The sequence below is a fragment of the Planomonospora algeriensis genome (assembly GCF_977012225.1).
Map to the genome: position 1 here is coordinate 1 of NZ_CDRNDK010000540.1, position 3,819 is coordinate 3,819.

Annotated in this window: 2 protein-coding genes; both read left to right on the forward strand. The window is 74.4% G+C overall.

From position 1 onward, the window contains the following. Positions 1 to 512: 512 nt before the first annotated feature. On the forward strand, positions 513 to 2,708 hold the full coding sequence (helR, locus tag ACWJ6R_RS32015; RefSeq protein ID WP_449065799.1) for an RNA polymerase recycling motor ATPase HelR: 2,196 nt from the start codon (positions 513 to 515) through the stop codon (positions 2,706 to 2,708). Positions 2,709 to 2,987: 279 nt separating this feature from the next. Continuing rightward, positions 2,988 to 3,819, forward strand: an 832-nt coding sequence (locus ACWJ6R_RS32020) for an NAD(P)/FAD-dependent oxidoreductase (RefSeq protein WP_449065798.1), incomplete at its 3' end; no start/stop codon positions are given.

Here is a 3,819-nt window from a genome sequence, read left to right on the forward strand (position 1 = left end):
CGCGCCTCCGCCGCCAGCCGACCACCGCCACGGCGGAGGCCACCACCGCCGACAGTATGAAGAGCAGGGCCAGGAACGGCTCCCTCATCGCCACTGCCTCCTCTCACCGCCATGTCTGTCGGAAATGCGAACTTCCATCGGCACATCCGTGCCTTGACATGAGGGATTGGCGGCATCGCGGTGAACACACCGTGTGCGGGCCGGTACGGACGGTGGGATCCGGGGCCGGATCCGGACCGCGCGTGCGGACGGCGTTCGCGAGGGGCCGGTCCGTTCGGCCGCACGATCAGTCCAGAGCGGGCGACGGTCCGTCCGGAGCGGGCGAGGCGGGGAGGGGGGAGCATCCACTCCTCTCCACTCTCAACCTATAGCGCACCGGGGGGCTTGCGGCAAGGCCCCGGTCGTGCCGCACAATGGGCGGCCGATACCAGGACCTGCGAAAACGGGGGTACGGAGTGCGTGTTTCGTCATCGGCGCATGGACAGGGAGACGTCGGAGCGGCAGGGGGACCCCTGAGCGGAGCCGATGCCGCGGGCCCCCTGACCGGCAGCGCTTTCGCCCTTCCCGGCCATCTCTCCGCCAAGGCAGCCCCGGCGCTGATCGCCGAGGACGAGCGGCACTTCGCGGCCGTCGCGGAGAGCCTCGAGCGGTCGGTCGCCGAGCTGTCCGACCGCCTCGCCGCCGAGCGCAGGGCGCCCGGCGGCGCAGGCCGGCAGGCGCTGGACCGGGACATGGAGATCCACCGGCTGACCGCCCGCCTGCGCACACTGCGCCGCTTCGGCCTGGACCTGTGCCTGGGGCGCATGGTCGGCGCGGACGACCCCGAGCCCGTGTACGTCGGACGGCTGGGCCTGACCGACGGCGCGGGCCGCCGGCTGCTGCTCGACTGGCGCTCCCCCGCGGCCGAGCCGTTCTTCGGAGCCACCCACGCCGACCCGATGGGCCTGGCGAGCCGCCGCCGGTACCGCTGGACCCGCGGCCGGATCAGCGACTACTGGGACGAGGTGTTCACCCCGGAAGGGCTCGAAGGGCACGCCGCGCTCGACGACCAGTCCGCCTTCATCGCCGGCCTGGGCGGCAGCCGGTCGGCGCGGATGCGGGACGTGCTCGCCACCATCCAGGCCGACCAGGACGCCGTCATCCGCGCGGGATCCCGCGGCGCCCTCGTCGTCGACGGCGGTCCGGGCACGGGCAAGACCGTCGTCGCCCTGCACCGCTCCGCCTACCTGCTCTACTCCGACCCCCGCCTCGGCCACCGCCGGGGCGGCGTGCTGTTCGTCGGCCCGCACCAGCCCTACCTGGCCTACGTCTCCGACGTCCTGCCCAGCCTCGGGGAGGAGGGCGTGCGGACCTGCACCCTGCGGGACCTCGTCGCCGAGGGAGCCGCGGCGGCGATCGAGGCCGACCCGGACGTGGCCCGCCTGAAGTCGTCCGCGGACCTGGTCAAGGCGATCGAGCCGGCCGTCAGGTTCTACGAGAACCCGCCCACCGAGGGGATGACGGTCACGACCCACTGGGCCGACGTCCGGCTGAGCGCCGACGACTGGGCCGAGGCGTTCGAGGCGCCGGAACCCGGCACTCCGCACAACGAGGCGCGCGACCGGATCTGGGAGGAGCTGCTCACGATCCTGGCGGACAAGCACGGCGACGACGTCCCGGCCGACCTGCTGCGCGGGTCGCTGCTGCGGAACAGGGAGCTGCTGGCGGTCGTCAACCGCGCGTGGCCGCTGATCGAGGCGGCCGACCTCGTCGGCGACCTGTGGTCGGTGCCCGCCTACCTGAGGATGTGCGCTCCCTGGCTCGGCCCCGACGAGGTCCGGAAGCTGCAGCGCGCGGACGCCCAGGCCTGGACGGTGTCCGACCTGCCGTTGCTGGACGCGGCGCGGCAGCGGCTCGGCGACCCGGAGGCGTCGCGGCGCAGGCGCCGCCATGAGGCCGCCGTCGCCGCCCGGCGCGAGCGCATGGCGCAGGTCGTCGACGATCTGATCGAGGCCGACGACTCCGAGATGCTCGTGATGTCGATGCTCCGCGGAGCGGACATGCAGCACGTCCTGGCCGAGGAGGCGGACATGCGGAACGTCCTGGCCGAGGAGAGCGGGCGGCCCGGCGCCGAACCGGACCGCCTCGCCGGCCCGTTCGCGCACATCGTCGTGGACGAGGCCCAGGAACTGACCGACGCGGAGTGGCAGATGCTGCTGCTGCGCTGCCCGTCGCGGAGCTTCACCATCGTCGGGGACCGCGCCCAGGCCAGGCGCGGGTTCACCGAGTCGTGGCGGGAACGGCTGGAGCGGGTCGGGTTCGACCGGATCGACCTGGCCTCTCTGAGCGTCAACTACCGGACGCCGGAGGAGGTCATGGCGGAGGCCGAGCCGGTCATCCGGGCCGTGCTCCCGGACGCCAACGTGCCGACCTCCATCCGCAGCGGCGGCGTCCCCGTCGTGCACGGGTCCGCTTCGGAGCTGGACGCGGTCCTCGACGCCTGGCTCGCCGCGCATGCGGAGGGGATCGCCTGCGTCATCGGCGATCCCGCGTTCCAGGCGACGGAGCGCGTCCGGTCGCTGACCCCGGAGCTGGCCAAGGGGCTCGAGTTCGACCTGGTCGTCCTCGTCGACCCGGAGCGGTTCGGCGAGGGCGTCGAAGGAGCGGTCGACCGCTATGTCGCGATGACCCGGGCGACCGGGCGGCTCGTCATCCTCACGGGCTCCTGACCTCCCCCGGCCGTCCCCCGGCCGTCCATGGGCCGTCCGCGGGCCGGGTCCGGCGCCGCCGTCGGCCCGCTTTTTTGCCGTAATGGCAACAATGTTTGCCGTACGGCGGTGCGCGGGCGGATGCTCTCCGGTGAACGGAGGTGCTCTGATGAGCGAGAGAACAGAGCGGGTCGGAGACGGCGTCGCCCGCAGTGGACGGCGGCGCTACGAGGTCGTGGTGGTGGGCGGCGGGGCCGCCGGGCTGAGCGGGGCGCTGACCTGGCCAGGGCGCGCAGGTCGGTGCTGGTCGTCGACTCGGGCAGCCCGCGCAACGCCCCGGCGGAGGGCGTCCACACCTACCTGGGGCATGAGGGCCTACCGCCCGCGGAGCTGCTGGCCGCGGGCCGCCGGGAGGTGGCCGGTTACGGCGGTGAGATCGCCGAGGGCACCGCGGTGACCGCCGAGCGGCTGGTGGACGGGGGCTTCCGGGTGGTCCTGGAGGACGGGTCCTCGGTCGCGGCCGACCGGCTGCTGGTGACCACCGGCCTGGTCGACGAACTGCCGGACGTGCCCGGCCTGGCCGAGCGGTGGGGGCGCGAGGTGCTGCACTGCCCGTACTGCCACGGCTGGGAGGTGCGCGACCAGGCGATCGGTGTCATCGCCACCGGGCCGCTCGCGGTCCACCAGGCGCTGATGTGGCGGCAGTGGAGCGCGGACGTGACCCTGTTCCGGCACACCGCGCCGGGGTTCACCGCCGAGGAGCACGAGCAGCTGGCCGCCCGCGGCGTCACCGTGGTGGACGGGAAGGTGACCGGGCTGGAGCTGACCGCCGACCGGCTCACCGGCGTGGCCCTGGCCGACGGCCGGGTGGTCCCGTGCCTGGCGGTGGTGACCGCCGCCCGCCTGGCCGCCCGCGGCGGCGTCCTGGCGGGGCTGGGCCTCGAACCCGTCGACGCGGAGATGGCCGGGCAGGTGATCGGCAGCCGCGTCGACGCCGACCCGTCCGGGGCGACGCGGGGTGCCCGGGGTGGTGGGTGGCGGCGAACGGTCACCACCCCGACGGACACGGTCGTCGCGGCCGCCGCCGCGGGCGTGCGCGCCGGGGCGGCGATCAACGCCGACCTGACCGCCG